Annotated in this window: 1 protein-coding gene; it reads right to left on the bottom strand. The window is 37.2% G+C overall.

Annotated elements, in window-relative coordinates:
* On the bottom strand, nucleotides 1–1,106 hold a 1,106-nt coding region (locus ACH2DQ_RS24745), incomplete at both ends, for a hypothetical protein (protein ID WP_395028595.1).

Raw genomic sequence — 1,106 nt, 5'->3', positions numbered from 1 at the left:
GGGTAAACTGCGTTCCCAGATAGTCTCCTTCTATGGTCAGTTTATGCCCATTTCCGTTTCCCTGCACAGCCACCTCTTCACCAGCAATGGTCGTGTCCTGGGTTAACTCAGCTCCCCACAGCGGTGTATCTGCATAGATCTTCCCTGCATGGTTAGCTACTACGATACTTTTCAGCTTTCCACGCATCGTTCCCATGGATACATGCTGTTTTTTTTCTCCAGCAAACACTAGTGTTCCCCAGGCACTTGATACCCGATTAAAGCTACTGTCTCCTAAATGGTGAAAATCCCCGTAAAGTTCAAGTATTAACCCCTTATTTATTTGATTATTGTCATTTATACTCTCAGTATAAAAATCCCCTTTAACCACTATACAAGCATTATTGCCACCAGTTAGATACGCAGCAGTATCTCCATATTCCCCCTCTTCACTCTCTGACTGAATCCTAAAGGTACCATCTACCCATACAATAGAGTTCTGTGCATTTAAAGAACCAGACTGCATTACCATATTGCCTGTTATCCTAATTGTACAATTAGAAAACTGAACATTACTATCAACAATTACATCACCCTGATATAATATTTTTTTATCCCTTAACACTCCTCCTGAAGAAAGCACAGTATCTCCATCTATTATTTCATCATAAACAATATCTTCTGGAATAACTGTTTTAACATACTCAGAAACCTTTTTTACAGAAGAATTTTCAACCACTGTTTCGGATTCCTTTGGTTGTTCTTGCCTATCAGCTTTTTCTGTTTCAAATAATTCTGTTTCTATCATTTCACTTGAATTTGTTTCAATAGATTCTGTTTCTTCTACTGTTTCAATTTCAGTAATTCCTTCTGTGTTATATTCAGAAGTTGTATTACTTTCTCGATTATTATATTCGTCTTTATCAACCCTATCTGTTTCTGATTCTATTTCTGTTTTTACATCTACCCGCCCATCTACAACTGCCAGTTGATTAGGCTTCGGATTAGCCATAACTTTTAATACAAGCCCCAAATCAGGCACGTCTGCAATAAATATCAATACAGCTAGCACCATACAAATAAACGACTTAAAAATTCTTTTTGTCTTTTGTTTTTTCCACATCTCT

The organism is Robinsoniella sp., from assembly GCF_034124845.1.
The sequence above is the reverse complement of the archived record's forward strand: the minus strand, read 5'-3'. Positions and strand labels throughout refer to the sequence as shown.